This window comes from Pseudomonas fluorescens (assembly GCF_000730425.1).
GTDB lineage: Bacteria > Pseudomonadota > Gammaproteobacteria > Pseudomonadales > Pseudomonadaceae > Aquipseudomonas > Aquipseudomonas fluorescens_X.
In genome coordinates this window covers 627,305-641,360 of the sequence record NZ_CP008896.1, presented here as the reverse complement: position 1 = coordinate 641,360, position 14,056 = coordinate 627,305, and the positions used below count along the sequence as shown (strand labels likewise).

The window sequence follows — 14,056 nt, the reverse complement described above, 5'->3', positions numbered from 1 at the left end:
GCTTTGCGTTTAACCGTCTTACCTATAACGTTCAATCGATCCCACTCACGGAAGATTTCCCATGCCCGATTCGGCCACCCGCATTGATGCGGCCTTGCCCACCACCGTCTCATTCAACCTGCGCCCCCTGCTGATCGCCAATATGGCCTGCACCATGGCGATGATGGCGTTCGTCTCGCTGATCGGCCCCATCGCCCGAGTGCTGGGGCTGGCGACGTGGCAGGCCGGTACGGCGGTGACCGTATCCGGGGTGATCTGGATGCTGTTGGCACGCCCCTGGGGCCAGGCCAGTGACCGCGTGGGTCGGCGGCGAGTGCTGCTGCTGGGCACTGGCGGTTTCACCCTGGCGTACTGGGCGCTGTGCGTGTTTATCGACGCCTCCCTGCAGTTGCTGCCCTCGGCCATGCTGGCGTTTATCGGGCTGGTGCTGGGGCGTGGCTTGATCGGGGTGTTCTACGCCGCGATTCCAGTGGGTGGCTATGCGCTGATCGCCGACAACATCGAGCCTGCCCACCGCGCCAAAGCCATGGCCTCGCTGGGGGCGGCCAATGCCTGCGGCCTGGTGCTGGGGCCGGCGATTGCCGCGCTGCTGGCCCGCTACAGCCTGAGCCTGCCGTTCTATGCCATGGCGCTGCTGCCGATGCTGGGTTTTCTGGTGTTGCTGGTGAAACTGCCACGCCAGGAACTGCACCTCAAGCAACCGCCCAAGGCCGTCAACCTCTCTGACCCACGCTTGCGCCGGCCGCTGGTGGTGGCCTTTGCCGCCATGCTTTGTGTGTCCATCGCCCAGATCACCGTGGGCTTTTTTGCCCTGGATCGTCTGAAAATGAACCCGGCCGACGCCGCCCAAACCGCCGGGATTGCCCTGACGATGGTTGGCCTGGCCCTGATCTGCTCGCAATTGCTGGTGCGCAAACTCCAATGGCCGCCGCTGCGGATGATCCGCGTCGGCGCCATCGTCTCGGCCCTGGGGTTTGCCGGCAGCATGTTCGCCGATACGGCATGGATCCTCTGGCTGTGCTTCTTCGTCTCGGCGGCCGGTATGGGCTGGATCTTCCCATCGTTCGCCGCACTGGCGGCCAACGCGGTGGATGCCTCGGAACAAGGCGCTACAGCCGGTTCAGTGGGTGCAGCACAAGGCTTGGGCGTGGTGGTCGGGCCTCTGGCCGGGACCCTGATCTATGCCGTCGAGCCGCGGCTACCGTACCTGGTCGCCGCCGCCCTGCTGCTGCTCATTGCGCTGTGGCCGGCCCCGGCAGCGCGTTGAGCGGATGCCCACCCGGTTTTCACATGACGGTATCTGCCGTGAAGTCGTTCAGGGGAGCGCCGGTAGGTTTAAGGGTCGCCGGGTCGATCGCATACCACTTGTCGTTCATATGCACGGCGTACACCGCACACTGTTGGCTCACGCCCAACTGGCCCACCCGTTGGGGGGCGGCAGGCGGCTTGCCAAGCACGGCATCATAGGCGCCCAACCCCCAGCGGCACTTCTCAAAGGCTATGGTGGGCAGGTAAATGCCTGAACCGACAGTCACCAACTCACCTGCCAGCACCCTCTTGCCGCGCTCGGTGATTTTCAGTGCGGATTTCACCACATCGACGCTGCCATCCAGGGGGTTGAACACACTACGAACCAGCAGCCCGCTCTCCCTCAAGCCGTGGCCAAAAGCACGGCCGCTATAGGGGATAACGGCCTTGACCCCCTTGAAGAATGCCCTCGCGCTGGCCAGGCCGCCTGTCAGCGTAAATGACGCAAAGTCTATCAACAGCCCCCTGATACCGCCCTTGATGTTCCCATCGGCAATGTCGGCAACCGCGCCTATAAACGGGATAAGACTGAGAACCGTCCTAAGGTTTTCCTGGGTCAGGATCTTGCCGGAATCAAAGGGGTAGCTGCGGCGACGCTGCTGCCTTGTGGGTTGATTGGCGTACTCCAGCAGCAGCTCGCGCTTGTCCTCGAACGTGTTGTCGAGCACGGTCCTGGTGATATCGCGCGAGCGAGTCGAAGCCCAACTATTGGGGACATAGACCGCGGCAGGGCCCGGCCATTTGGACAAGATCTGGCCGGGTAACGGCTCGCGAGCCTGCTCAAGAATGACCTTGGACCCTACCCCCGGACGCGGGTCGGAGCCCTGGGAATAGGCCTGGAAGTCGAACTTCTCCAGCTTTGCATGGCGAAAATCCTCCTGGACATAAGCAAAAGGCCCATGGGGGACTTGGCCTTTTTGCGTCACGCCATTTAGCCCAAGGCGGTAGCTCAAGTCCTCACGCTTGACCATTTTCATCAAGCCTGGGAAGACTTCGTAGTAGCCGAACCTCGGGGTCGCCGCCCCCGTTTCGTAACGTATCAACAGGCCATGCTTGCCCCTTTTTTCCTGCACCTTGGAATGCTCGCCCTCATCGTCCTTCAAGGGCTGCCCAGTCTCTTCGCGCACGGTAAAGAATTCGAGCTTGCCGACCTCAAATGCCCGGCGCACCTCCAGCGGTGCGTTGGCGATCATCAACCGGATCACCGTTGCCTGGGCACTACGGGTATCGGCGATGTACTGGTCCACGGCCGGCGTGACCAAAGGCGCGATTAGCGGCAGGTTTTTGATTCTTTCGTTAAAGGTTTCCTGGGAAATGCTGGGGTGAATGAATGTGTACTTTTTTTCACCGCCAAAAAGGTTGCTCACCCAATCGCCCGCGGCAACCAGCGGGTCCTTCTCCGCCTGTTCAGTCAGGAGCACTTCGGTCAAGTAGGGCTGGCGAGTCTCCAGGTGACCATGTCGCCTTGGGTTAAAAGGCACGTCGGTATCAAGTTCGAGCTTGAAGTTGCGGATCTCGTCCTCAGTCAATTCGGGAAACAGTGTCGCCAACTGCTGCACCAGCAGGCTGGTCCGGGTGGGTGGTGCGCTCGTCAGGGTCTTGAACGCCTCGCGAGTGCTGTTTTCCCGGTCGGTGAATGCCTGTGTGGCAGCCAGGTAGTCCCCTGGGGAGTAGCGCCCATCGGAAGTTTTGGGAAATATCCCGGCCATCACCGCCCAGTCCAGCAAGGGTTGGGCGCCGAGGCTTTTGATCAGCTCTGCCTGTGCAGGCCCCGCAGCATCGAGTCGGCTCAGGGCCAGGGTTTGGGTGATGTTCAGCGCTCGCGAACTGCCCGCCCCTCCGAGCTTTTCAGCCATGGCGCAGCCCAGACGCAGGTTCAGCCAAGCAGTCGAACCGATGCTCACCTGCCCAGGCTGCAACTTCAGGGCTTCAGGGGCCTGTGCTGGCACACTCGGCGTTGGCTTGATCAGAAACTCAGGGGCCGCCTGTGCCAGTAACAGGTGGGCGATCAATGGTGCAGCGCTGGCGCTGGCCCCCTTGCGTTCAATCAAATGCGTTTGGATATCCTGGCGCACTTGGTTTATCGAGCGGCCGAGGTTGCTCGGTTGATAGATCTCATAGCCGGCAACCACGCCTGGCACACCTGGCACATCGCTGACCACACTTGCCTTGATCGCGACCGCCAGCAGTTGGTGGCGAGCGCCCCTTGTCAGCGCCGCGCCGTCTGCGACCTCAGCCAGATTCAGCGTGACCGCCAGTTGCTGTGCCTTAACCAGGGCTCTGGGCGAATCGAAGAACGCTTGAAGCTGCAGATCCGGGTCGGCAGGCAGGTTCGGCCCGGCCGAAAAGTCGCACAACAGTGCGGTGACCGAACCCGGCCTGCTGGCTTGGGTTCTCAGCACCGTGATGTCGTTGGGCGACAGCGCCCCTGGCCCCCAGGTGTAGGGTGTTAAACCCGCGTAGTCCGCCACCATCGGCGCCGGGGGCAATTGATTGTTCAGCCAGTCGAGTGCCACACGTGCCTGTGCGACGGAGTCAGGAGCCCCCAGCCCGGAATACTCCAGGACCTGGCGCAGGTCATACAGGGGGACAGAATACAGGGCGCCACCGGTTTCCTTGCCCATGTCCACCAACCGATTCAAGCTTGCATTCAGCTCAAGGGCCCGGGCCTTTTCCTCTGCGCTGCCTAAAACCAGAGTCTTGCTGATCTCGTCATCGAGAAAGGCTTGCAGCGAAGTCCAACGACTCAGGCGGTTGCGTAGTTCCAACTGCCCATCATGGATGCGATAAACGTGACCGTCCTGGCCAAAACCGATTTTATCGACGAACGCCCTGAAGGCAGGGGTTGCCATGAACTGCGCAAAACGCTCCCGTAGCGGGCGGCTTTTCTGTGCCAGGCTCGACTGGGGATCGATATCCACACTCTGCGCGGCCAGGTCGAGATCGTCATCCTGTGCCTTGCCCTCGACCAGCGCCTGCAACTGAGTGGCCAGACGCGGACGGTCATCCTGGTCGCTGTTCTGCTGCAAGAGTTGGGTGTACTGCTGATGCCAATCGGTGCGCTTTTGCTCGGGAATCCCGGGCCAGCCTTCTTCTTTAAGTTGCTTGCCAAGCTGCGTGCCACTGCCGCTTTCGTTTGGTGTCTTGACCCCGTAAAAATCGAGAATGACGTCAACGTGAATAAAGTCACCAGTGTTCGGCTCTGGCAGCAAGATCCCCAGGTCGCTGGGCGATAGGAGCCGCTCAACCGCCCTGACCTTGCCACTCACCTCCCACCAACCAGACCCATCGGTCGTGGTAAATCGTTGATTCGTCTCAACGCCATCGCGAACCACGGTTCCCTCTACGCCGTCGCGGTAAATGCGCACTGTCGATAACCTGAAACCTTTGGACGCAAGCCAATCCTGCACAGCCGCGTCCTTCACCGCGTCGCGGTAAAGGTCCACGTACGGCTTGATCGAAGCATTGTCGGGTATGGGCTTGCGTTTGAGTTTGCCGGTGCTCAACCAATGAGTGAGAGCGTCCTGCAGCTGTTTATCGTCTTTTGCAGCCTCTGCGGCCGATGGAAAAGCCGGCGGCGGCGAATCGCGATTGCCGGTGGGGCTGTCACGCTTTTTGCGCTGCTGCGGCAATTCAAGCCTGACTCGCGTAAGCCGGCCAAGCATCGAGGACTTATTACGTGAGGTTGGTGGCGCGCTTTTTACTTCAGGTGCCGGCAGTGCACTGACCGATAAGGATGTCGGTTCAGGGTGTGTGTTGCCCTGCCCCATGCCTGTCACAACGTTAAACGGAGTGTCTGCGCTCTTTACACTGTATGTCGACATTTCCAGTTCTCTTCACCTAAGGGAGGGCGAGAGTTCTTCTCCGCAAGAACTGCCAATGCAACGCTACAAGGCCCAGCCTGGAGAGATTGTAGGAAGACTCGGAACACAGGTTAAAGAACTGACACGAAGTGTTTTCAGGCGTGCCGGCAGGCACGGGCGCCGTTGCGGCACCCTGGAGATGACAGGTCAGTTAGAGGATCCGATACAACAACCGCTCGATGCGTACCCGGCTGACCCGGCGTAAGAACTTGCCGACGGCTTCGGGGTAATCCACCAGCGTCTGCAACTGCTGGTAGCCCTGGATCCGCGTGGTGTGCTGGTAAATCTCCTCAAGCTCGCTGCGCCGTGGCGCCAGCCACTGGCCCTGGGGGTCGTCGATCAGCAAGGCGTTTTCCAGGTCCAGGCGAAAGGCCCGGGGGTTGAGATTATTGCCGGTGAGCAAGGTGTAACGCTCGTCGACCCACATGCCCTTGAGGTGATAGGTGTTATCCCCATCGCGCCACAGGTGCAGGTTGAGTTGGCCGTTGTCGATCATGCGCCGGTGGCGCTTGGCAAAGCGACGCAGGCTGATTTCGTAGAGATACGGCAACGCGGCGATGATCCTGAAAGGCTCGCTGGGCGGGATGTAGAAGTCGTTGGCGGTCTTGTCGCCCACGATGATGTCGATCTTCACCCCTCGCGCCAGCGCACGGTTGATCTCCCGGGTCACCGGCAATGGCAGGTTGAAATACGGGGTGCAGATGGTCAATTGCTGCTGGGCACTGGCGATCAGCTCGCAGATTACCCGGCTCAGTGGGTTGTTCTTGCCCACCCCCAGCAACGGGCTGACCGACAACCCGTCAAGGCCAGCCTGACCGGCCGTGGTGTCATAGGTCGCGTGCTTAAGCCGGCTGCGCAAGTCGCCGATGTCATTGCGCAAGCTGCGCGTGCTGGGCAGGTTGGGCAGATCAAGGCGGCACACCGCCTTGGAAGCCACCAGGCCGTGCTCCACCAGGTGTTGCATGGAGTCAGCCAGTGGCTTGCTGTGGATCAGGTGATAGCGATCAAAGCGGTATTTATCGAATTTGTGCAGATACACATTGTTGAGGCTGGCACCGCTGTACAGCACGCTGTCATCGATCACAAAGCCCTTCAGATGCAGCACGCCAAACAACTCGCGGGTCTGCACCGGCACGCCGTACACCGGCACGTGTGTCGGGTGTGACTGGGTCATCGCCTGGTACCAGGCGCTGTTGCCCGGCTGTTTGCCCGCACCGATCAACCCGCGCTGGGCCCGCAGCCAGTCAACCACCACCACGATGTCCAGCTCGGGCCGCGCGGCCTTGGCTGCATGCAGCGCGTCAAACACCTCCTGGCCCGCTTCGTCCTGTTGCAGGTACAAGGCGACGATATAGATACGGTGTTGGGCCTGGGCGATTTTCTCCAGCAGGCAGCGACGAAACTCGGCGGCGCCGGACAGCACCTCAATCCCATCGGTGGTCAGGGGGAAACCGCGCAACTTGGGCAGCAGGGAACGTTTGAATAACGACGGCATAGGGCTCGCAATGATCGAATCCGAAGAGCCCGAGAGCTTACACCATGGGGCTCTCCAGGTCTGCCCACTGGGGGCTTAAAATAATTCATTGACCAAGAAGAACGATCGTTCTACTGTTTATCCCATGAACGATATGACCAGCAGTGAAACCCGCGACATTATCCTGGACGTCACCGAGAAACTGATCTACCGGCATGGCATTGCTGCCACCGGCATGGATCTGTTGGTGAAAACCGCCGGGGTTTCCAGGAAAAGTATTTACCGTTACTTCACCAACAAGGACGAACTGGTGATCGCCGCCCTGCAACGACGCGACGAGCGCTGGCTGCTGTGGCTTCGCCACGAGGTCGAGCAATACAAAGGTAGCGATGCCCGCCTGCTCGGTGTGTTCAGCGCGCTCAAGGCCTGGTTCGACACCGCAGACTTTCGTGGCTGCGCTTTTATCAACACCAGCGGCGAAACCGGTGACCCGCAAGACCCGGTACGGCTGCTGGCCAAGGCCCACAAACTCAAACTGTTCGAGTACCTGCTTGAACTGTGCAAGGCACATGGCACCCCTGCCCCGGAGAAACAGGCCGCGCACCTGCTGATCCTGGTCGATGGCGCCATTACCATCGCCCTGATCATGGGTGATGTAACAGCCGCCGATAATGCGCAATGCATGGCGCGAACATTATTGGCGCTTTGAAAGTTGGTTTAACTATTAACGTTCTAAAGGAGCCGTCAGATGACCGCCAATGCACAAGTGCGTCCGCCCTTGCCGCCTTTTACCGAACAATCGGCCATTGAAAAGATCCGCCTTGCCGAAGACGGCTGGAACTCCCGGGACCCGCAGCGCGTGTCGCTGGCCTACACCCTGGACACAAAATGGCGTAACCGTGCCGAATTCGCCCAAAACCGTGAGCAGGCCAAGGATTTCCTTACCCGCAAATGGGCCAGGGAGCTGGACTATCGCTTGATCAAGGAGTTATGGGCGTTTACCGGCAACCGTATCGCGGTGCGTTATGCCTATGAATGGCACGACGATTCCGGCAACTGGTTCCGCTCCTACGGCAACGAGAACTGGGAGTTTGACCAGGACGGCCTGATGTCCAACCGACATGCATGCATCAATGACATGCCGATCAAGGAAAGCGAACGCAAATTCCACTGGCCGCTGGGGCGACGCCCGGATGATCATCCGGGGCTGTCCGAACTGGGACTGTAGGAGTCGGCTTGCCGGCGATGAAGGTTTTGATGACACATCATCGCTAACTGCTGCACGGCTGTCGCCGGCAAGCTGAACGGGTCAATCCTGCTTCAACCCCACCTGGTACAACACGCCATTATCCTCATCCGTGAGCACGTACAGAAAACCGTCCGGGCCCTGACGCACATCGCGGATCCGTGCCTTCAGCTCGCCCAGCAGGCGCTCTTCGTGGACGACCTTGTCGCCGTCGAACTGCAGGCGGATCAACTCCTGGCTGGCCAGGGCACCGATAAACAGGTTGTGCTGCCAGGCCTTGAAGCGATCGGCGTCGTAGAACGCCATGCCGCTGATGGCTGGTGATTTTTCCCACACATGATGGGGCCCCACAGTGCCTTCGGCGGTCTTGCCCTTAGCCTCGGGAATTGGTTGCAAGGAATAGTTGATGCCATGGGTCGCCAGGGGCCAACCGTAGTTCTTGCCACGCTCGATGATATTGATTTCATCACCACCGCGCGGGCCGTGCTCGTTTTCCCAGAGGGTGCCGGTCCAGGGATTCAGCGCTGCGCCCTGGGGGTTGCGCTGGCCATAGGACCAGATCTCCGGCCTGGCCCCAGGCTGACCGACAAACGGGTTGTCATCCGGCACCCGGCCATCGGGGTAGATTCGCACCACTTTGCCTTGTAGCTTGTCCAGGTCCTGGGCCGTGGAGCGATCATTGTTCTCGCCCAGGGTTACAAACAGGTAGCCATCACGGTCAAACACCAGGCGCGAGCCGAAGTGATTACTGGTAGACAACTTGGGCTCCTGGCGCAGGATCACCTGGAAGTCCTTCAGGCCGCTCAAGTCATCACTCAAGCGGCCACGTCCTACCGCGGTGCCAGCCTTGCCGCCCTCGCCGCCACCTTCGGCGTAGGACAGATAGACCAGGCGGTCTTCCTTGAAGTCAGGCGACAGCACCACATCCAGCAAACCGCCCTGCCCCTTGGCCCACACTTGCGGCACCCCACTGAGCGGTGCGGATAATTTGCCATCAGCGCTCACAAAGCGCAGTGCACCTGGCCGTTCGGTCACCAGGAAACCCTGCTTGTCTGGCAAAAATGCCACAGCCCATGGATGGTCCAGGCCGGTGACAATCGGGGTCGCGGTGATGCTGCCCTGCTCACTTGGGAACTGCCGGGTATCGGCGGCAAACGTGGGAAGCGCGGTTGCCAGCGCACTGGCGCAGCAGGTCGCTAAAAAGGCTTTGCGTAGAAACATACCGTGGGATTCCTTTCGTTCAGGGCCGGCGATTGCCATTGGCATCTAGCGTCGGGGCTGAAGGTTGGGTGACGGGGCGTGAAGGTGGCGCATCACGTTGCGGGTAACGGTTGCCGATACCACCGTTTTCCAGGGTTGGCGGGCGAGGCACCGGTGCGACAGAGGTGCCGCGCGTGGCAGGCATATTGGGCTGGGTGCCCTGCATACTGTTGGGATTGGCCCGCTTGATCGGGCTGTTATACGGATTGTTGTTGCCGGGCAGGTTCTGCGCCTGCACCCCGCCACTCAAGGCAAGGCCCAGGACCAGCACCAAAAGGCTGCGCGTGCGGCTGTTCATGACAAAGATTCTCTGGGCGAGGAATACCTGCATTCGATACCACGCTACGCGCTGGGTTCGGATTTGGTAACTAAATAGTTTCCAGGCAGGTGTAACACAGTTTTTCCAACGCCCCAGATACCGCTCTACGGGAGTCCCCGCTTGAAAAGGCTGGCCCTCAGACCAGCACGAAAACCACTGCCAGGCCAGCGAAGATCGCCCACTTCTCCAGGTAGTAACGGGTGCGGTTGCGCTTTTTCAGTTCCTTGCCCCGCAGGCGGATCTTGTACAGGCGGGTAAAGGCACGGTTCAAGCCACCGGTCTTGTCTCCGGCATCATTGGGCGAGCCGGCGGCGGCCATGACGTTGCGGCTGAACCAGCGATTGAACGCCGCGGCCCAACGGTACTTCATCGGTCGCTCAATATCACAGAACAAAATGATGCGGTTTTGTGCCGTGGTGTTTTCGGCATAGTGGATGTAGGTCTCATCGAACATCACGGCCTCACCGTCACGCCAGTAATAGTTCTCGCCGTCCACGTTGATGTAGCAGCCCGGGTCGTTGGGCGTATCCAACCCCAGGTGGTAGCGATAGGAGCCGGCATAAGGATCGCGATGGCGGACCAACTTGGAGCCGGGCGGCAGTTCGGCAAACATCGCCGCCTTGATCGAGCCGATGCTTTGTACAAGCTCAGTCGTACGTGGGCACAGCTTCATGGCCGAGGGGTGACTGTCGCCGTACCACTTGAGGTAGAAACGCTTCCAGCCCGACTTGAAAAAGGAGTTGAAACCTACGTCGTTATATTGGTCCGAACGCTTGATCTCCCCGGCGCGCATCAGGTTCTGGCCTTCCTCGCGAATCTCCTGCCAATGCTCCTGAAGTGGGCTCAGGTCGGGAAAGTCGCTGGGCGAAAGGTACGGGCGGCCGGGCAGCCTGGAAAACAGGTAGAGAAAGCAATTGACCGGTGCAAGGAAGGTCGAGTGGTCGCTTAATTGACGGCCCAGCTTATGTCGCACCCGGCCACGCAGGTGTACATACGCAATGGAGACAACGTAGAGAGCAACAATGATGAGTTTCACGGGAATTCGTCACATGTCAGAAGAGTACAGGCTGCTCCTCTAGGCCCTGCCGGGCCAGGGATGGAAAATGCAGCACATGAAATCACAATTCATTAACAGGCCCACGAGTGTCTTGGAGACCATTCGGATAGTGGCCAGTGGCAGTTATTTTAGCCACAGATTGTAACCAAAGGTTAACTAAGAATTGTGAAAAGGTGTCTTGCAATTGTGTAGCCGCGCCACCTCGAAAGTGCGGTGGCGGGTATGCCGGGCTGCGACGCAACCCGGGAAAGGAGCGGTAAGGCTTAGCCTAATGGCGGGTCATCCTTGCGTTCACGCCGGGTAAAACGGTCATCGTCCAAGGCTGAATATTCCACCGCCTTGCGACGCGTCTGGACCAGATGGCGCACCAGGGCAACGAACATCCCCAGCAGCAACCCGACCGCCAGGCTTAACGCAACCACCAGCAGTTTTTTCGGTTTGACCGGGCTCAGCGGCTCCTGGGCACGCCGGTCAATCGTCACCAGTTTCAAGGTGCTCATATCGATATTCAGGCCACGCAGGCGTGCCACTTCGGCACGCAAGGGTTCGACATCCTGCAGGAAAATATCTTCATTGCCCCGCCGTTTCATGACCTCGACCTGGCGATTGACCTCCAGCAACTGCAGTTCCTTGCCGATTTCCGCGACACGGTTGTTGGTGAAATCATCGCTGGTGCGTTGTTGCAGGGCCTTGCGCTCGGCTTCCAGGGCGTCAGTGCCGAGGAAATACAGGGGAATCTGCTGGTTGTTGACCTCGGTGCGCATCACCTGGCTGGACCCACTGCGCTCGACATCGGCCATGGACGAAGGGGTGGTCGGGTTCTTGATACCCATGGACTTGGCAATCGAGATGGCTTCGTTCAACTCTGCCAGGCGGTTGGAACGCTGCATTTTCATCTGCAAGCGTAGGGCACTGAGCTCATCTTCAAGCTGCGCGCGCTTGAGCTTGTCGCCCTCCAGCAACTTGGCGATTTTCGATTCCTTGTCGGTTTCATAATTGGAGCGCGCCGCGTCAATCTTGCCTTTGAGCTCGGCGAGGCGGTTGTTGACGATCACCTTGAGATCGGCGCCCACTTGCTCACGCTCTGCGGCAATGGCGTAGTCGACAAAACCATTGAGAATCGCGACGCCGTCCATGTCCGTGGGGTACTGCAATTCGAGGCGAATATAGCTGCTCAAGGAGTCGGCTTTCTTCGGGTCGGGCAGAATCAGGTTGATCGAGTTGCGGTTGAACGCCTCGAAACTCTGCTCCAGGCTGCGTCCCGGTTTCTGGAACGCTTCAAACAAGCCTGGGTTGGCCTTGAAGAAGTTCAGCCGCGCATCGTACGAGTCCAACTGCGCGCCCACTTTGGCCAGGGCATCTGCCGGCGGCAGCTTGTAGACCTCTGAGCGATTGAGTGCGTCCAACTCATTGATAGCGGCCGGACGCAGCACGCTGCTGACCTGATACTCACGGGGCGCCAACAACGCATAACCAACGCCAACCAGGCCTGCAAAAAGGGTACAACCGATGACCAGTTTCTTTTGCCGCCAAATCGAGTGGAACAGGTCAAATAAATCAATTTCGTCGGATACCACGGGGGCTTGAACCTGGGGAGTTCTATTCAAAATGGGGACACCCTTCAAAAAGTGGACGCTGGCTGCCCACTACACGATAGATCTGAATAACCAACTGAAAATACAGGGGCAACGCCCTGGACATGGCTAATACGATACGAGGCAACGGTCATCCGACCATTCAGTCACTGAAAAAATCCCTACAACATCGAGATTGTTTTCCTTCGGAAAGATTAATGTCATATAGGACATAGACCAGCGTAGACGACATATCGAGAAATATCGCTCTCACGATATGTCAAAATTGCTTTAAATATCTGCTGCCAAAGGAAAAAACCCGACTGAAGCACAACTTTAGGAAATTTCCTGCAAAACCTCTTTCTAAACTTGATAGGAGATATTTCTTGTAGTTGCGGCCCGTTATTTATGCCCCATCAAAAAAGGATTTTTTGTATGCCATCGCCCTATTCACGCGGTACGCCGTGCCCGAACGAACAGGATAGCCAGGCGCTGCAAGGCACTTGGGAGCAAATCGCCCTGGAAGACAGCGGCATCGCCAACCCACCGGATGAGCACAGTGCGCCCGGCGCGCTAACCACGATTGAGGGAGACCAGTTCCAGGTCATGACCCTGGAGGGCGAGGTATTACTGAAGGGGCGCTTTACCCTGGACGCCAGCACGACGCCCAAGAGCATCACCTGGATTGACGCCATAGGCGCCGACGCCGGCAAATCCCTGCCCGCGAGCTACACCCTGGATGATAAGTACTTCGTCTTTATTGCTGCGGATGAAGGCATGCCCCGGCCAACGCATTTCAATACGACGCCAGGGCAGACAATGCGTACATTTGTGCGCAGATCTTGAACGGAGGGGAAGTATTCATTTTTACAGCAGGGTTTTCACACCCTCTTCACGTTTAACACGATAGGTTGAACCCAACTCCTCAGATAGATCCCTTGGCCCGCCGCCCCAGCGGGCCTTTTTTTGCCTTCAGGCCGAGCGTTTGACGGCCGTCAGCGTGTAGCACATCGGCAATTGCGCCGGCTGGTTCTCGTACTGGTCATAGAGTTCTTCGCGATTGGAGTGCGGATACTCCTCCAAATGGCTGATCTGCAACCCCGCCGCGATGGCCGCGCTGACAACCTCCCCAAAGGTGTGTACGAACCAGTAGGAAGCAGCGGTGGCACTGTTGTTCTGCCCTTCATAGACAATCGCTTCGCGCTGCACAAACGGCTCGCGGCGAAAGTATGAGGTGGCGGGCAGCATCGGGTTGGCCGCTTCGGGGTCAAACACCTCCAGGAAGGGATGGGTCTCGTAGACCACCAGCGTTCCACCCTCCTTCAGGGTGCTGGCAACATGGCGCATAAACAGTGTGATATCCGGCATCCAATTCAGCACCCCGATGGTGATCAGGGCGATATCAAAGCGCCCCTGCAGACGCTCTGGCAGATGATGAATATCGGCTTCGACGAATTCGGGTGAATGGGGTGACCGGCTGGCCAGTTCAGCCGCCTGTGCAAGAAACGCATCGGATTGGTCGATCCCGACCACGTGACTGGCACCAAGGCCATACAGTGAGAGGCTCTCACGGCCGTTGTTGCAACCCAGCTGCACCGCGTCCCTCCCCTCGATGCCCACTTGCACTAACAAGGCCGTCAGCGTGGGATCCAGGCAGGAAAAACCGGGCTTGCCTACCGCAGCCAGCAGGCTTTGCCAGTGGTCGGTAGCTTTATGATGTTCGGCGGATTCGTTCCAGGCCGCCTTGTTACTGGCGATAACCTGTTGAGCAGACAGCGTGTCCATTGCGTCTCCAAACTATTGGGCACGCGCAACACAATGGCAATGAGCGCCGCCAGGGAAGCAGAAGGTGGTTCGCCCCGCACCGACAGCCTCGCCATCCTTGAACCGGTAAAGAGCCATCACTGCAGGGCGAACGGTGGAAACTTAATCCACGGCCATTAGATGTTCAACTG

General features: G+C 58.9%; 11 protein-coding genes. 4 read left to right on the top strand and 7 right to left on the bottom strand.

Annotated features, from left to right (window positions below; translation table 11 throughout):
• The first annotated feature begins 61 nt into the window (after positions 1-61).
• The gene (locus tag HZ99_RS02680) at positions 62-1,267 is read left to right on the top strand and encodes an MFS transporter (RefSeq protein ID WP_038441184.1); all 1,206 of its coding nucleotides are present in this window, start codon (positions 62-64) and stop codon (positions 1,265-1,267) included.
• Positions 1,268-1,286: 19 nt separating this feature from the next.
• Here HZ99_RS02680 and HZ99_RS02675 read toward each other — a convergent pair whose 3' ends face one another.
• The gene (locus tag HZ99_RS02675; protein WP_235205556.1) at positions 1,287-4,973 is read right to left on the bottom strand and encodes a hypothetical protein; all 3,687 of its coding nucleotides are present in this window, start codon (positions 4,971-4,973) and stop codon (positions 1,287-1,289) included.
• Positions 4,974-5,322: 349 nt separating this feature from the next.
• Complete coding sequence (gene pssA / locus HZ99_RS02670; RefSeq protein WP_038441182.1) at positions 5,323-6,666, bottom strand: CDP-diacylglycerol--serine O-phosphatidyltransferase; 1,344 nt, start codon at positions 6,664-6,666, stop codon at positions 5,323-5,325.
• Positions 6,667-6,790: 124 nt separating this feature from the next.
• Between pssA and HZ99_RS02665 the strand changes: the two genes are divergently transcribed.
• Together HZ99_RS02665 and HZ99_RS02660 are read left to right on the top strand one after the other, a co-directional pair.
• On the top strand, positions 6,791-7,354 hold the full coding sequence (locus tag HZ99_RS02665; RefSeq protein WP_038441181.1) for a TetR/AcrR family transcriptional regulator: 564 nt from the start codon (positions 6,791-6,793) through the stop codon (positions 7,352-7,354).
• A gap of 39 nt (positions 7,355-7,393) precedes the next feature.
• Positions 7,394-7,873 carry a DUF1348 family protein gene (locus HZ99_RS02660; protein WP_038441180.1) on the top strand — a complete coding sequence of 160 codons (480 nt, stop codon included), beginning with the start codon at positions 7,394-7,396 and terminating at the stop codon, positions 7,871-7,873.
• Between the two features lie 81 nt (positions 7,874-7,954).
• Here the strand turns inward: HZ99_RS02660 and HZ99_RS02655 are convergent, their stop codons facing one another.
• From HZ99_RS02655 to HZ99_RS02640, 4 genes are all read right to left on the bottom strand, one after another.
• Positions 7,955-9,112, bottom strand: a complete 1,158-nt coding sequence (locus tag HZ99_RS02655) for a PQQ-dependent sugar dehydrogenase (RefSeq protein WP_038441179.1) — start codon at positions 9,110-9,112, stop codon at positions 7,955-7,957.
• A gap of 19 nt (positions 9,113-9,131) precedes the next feature.
• Positions 9,132-9,449 (bottom strand): hypothetical protein, encoded by a 318-nt coding sequence (locus HZ99_RS02650; protein ID WP_038441177.1) that lies wholly within the window; start codon positions 9,447-9,449, stop codon positions 9,132-9,134.
• 157 nt (positions 9,450-9,606) lie between these two features.
• Positions 9,607-10,506, bottom strand: coding sequence for a lipid A hydroxylase LpxO (lpxO, locus tag HZ99_RS02645; protein ID WP_038441175.1), 900 nt, complete (start codon positions 10,504-10,506; stop codon positions 9,607-9,609).
• A gap of 284 nt (positions 10,507-10,790) precedes the next feature.
• Positions 10,791-12,134 (bottom strand): LPS O-antigen chain length determinant protein WzzB, encoded by a 1,344-nt coding sequence (locus HZ99_RS02640; RefSeq protein ID WP_038441173.1) that lies wholly within the window; start codon positions 12,132-12,134, stop codon positions 10,791-10,793.
• Positions 12,135-12,536: 402 nt separating this feature from the next.
• Between HZ99_RS02640 and HZ99_RS02635 the strand changes: the two genes are divergently transcribed.
• Complete coding sequence (locus HZ99_RS02635) at positions 12,537-12,947, top strand: TIGR03067 domain-containing protein (RefSeq protein ID WP_051903008.1); 411 nt, start codon at positions 12,537-12,539, stop codon at positions 12,945-12,947.
• A 126-nt stretch (positions 12,948-13,073) separates the two neighbouring features.
• Here the strand turns inward: HZ99_RS02635 and HZ99_RS02630 are convergent, their stop codons facing one another.
• Complete coding sequence (locus HZ99_RS02630; RefSeq protein WP_038441171.1) at positions 13,074-13,886, bottom strand: class I SAM-dependent methyltransferase; 813 nt, start codon at positions 13,884-13,886, stop codon at positions 13,074-13,076.
• Positions 13,887-14,056 lie beyond the last annotated feature (170 nt).

Coding starts and splice junctions, on each gene's coding strand:
- HZ99_RS02680 (WP_038441184.1), top strand. CDS start 62: ATGCCCGATTCGGCCACCCGCATTGATGCGGCCTTGCCCACCACCGTC.
- HZ99_RS02675 (WP_235205556.1), bottom strand. CDS start 4,973: ATGCTTGGCCGGCTTACGCGAGTCAGGCTTGAATTGCCGCAGCAGCGC.
- pssA (WP_038441182.1), bottom strand. CDS start 6,666: ATGCCGTCGTTATTCAAACGTTCCCTGCTGCCCAAGTTGCGCGGTTTC.
- HZ99_RS02665 (WP_038441181.1), top strand. CDS start 6,791: ATGAACGATATGACCAGCAGTGAAACCCGCGACATTATCCTGGACGTC.
- HZ99_RS02660 (WP_038441180.1), top strand. CDS start 7,394: ATGACCGCCAATGCACAAGTGCGTCCGCCCTTGCCGCCTTTTACCGAA.
- HZ99_RS02655 (WP_038441179.1), bottom strand. CDS start 9,112: ATGTTTCTACGCAAAGCCTTTTTAGCGACCTGCTGCGCCAGTGCGCTG.
- HZ99_RS02650 (WP_038441177.1), bottom strand. CDS start 9,449: ATGAACAGCCGCACGCGCAGCCTTTTGGTGCTGGTCCTGGGCCTTGCC.
- HZ99_RS02635 (WP_051903008.1), top strand. CDS start 12,537: ATGCCATCGCCCTATTCACGCGGTACGCCGTGCCCGAACGAACAGGAT.
- HZ99_RS02630 (WP_038441171.1), bottom strand. CDS start 13,886: ATGGACACGCTGTCTGCTCAACAGGTTATCGCCAGTAACAAGGCGGCC.